General features: G+C 66.3%; 1 protein-coding gene. It reads right to left on the bottom strand.

Features of this window, described 5'->3' with window-relative positions; genetic code table 11:
• The coding region (locus SB717_RS37160; RefSeq protein WP_410908112.1) for a hypothetical protein at positions 1-261 on the bottom strand (261 nt) is incomplete at both ends.

Consider the following 261-nt stretch of genomic DNA (forward strand, 5'->3'; position numbering starts at 1 on the left):
CATGCCCATCCAACCGTCGAGCGTGCCGAAGTTGCACAGACGTCGAGCGCCTCCTGCATCTTTGGCACGCTCGATGGCAACTAAGGCACGGTCGACGGTCGGTTTGGCACGCTCGACGGTAACTAAGGCACGGTCGACGGTCGGTTCGGCACGGTCGACGGTCGGTTCGGCACGCTCGACGGTCAGGCGGCGGTGGCGTCCGCGGTGGCCTGGGCGACGACGGTGCCATCCGGCTGAATCATCGCTGCGGTGACCGAACAG

This window comes from Priestia sp. SIMBA_032 (assembly GCF_046535215.1).
GTDB lineage: Bacteria > Bacillota > Bacilli > Bacillales > Bacillaceae_H > Priestia > Priestia aryabhattai.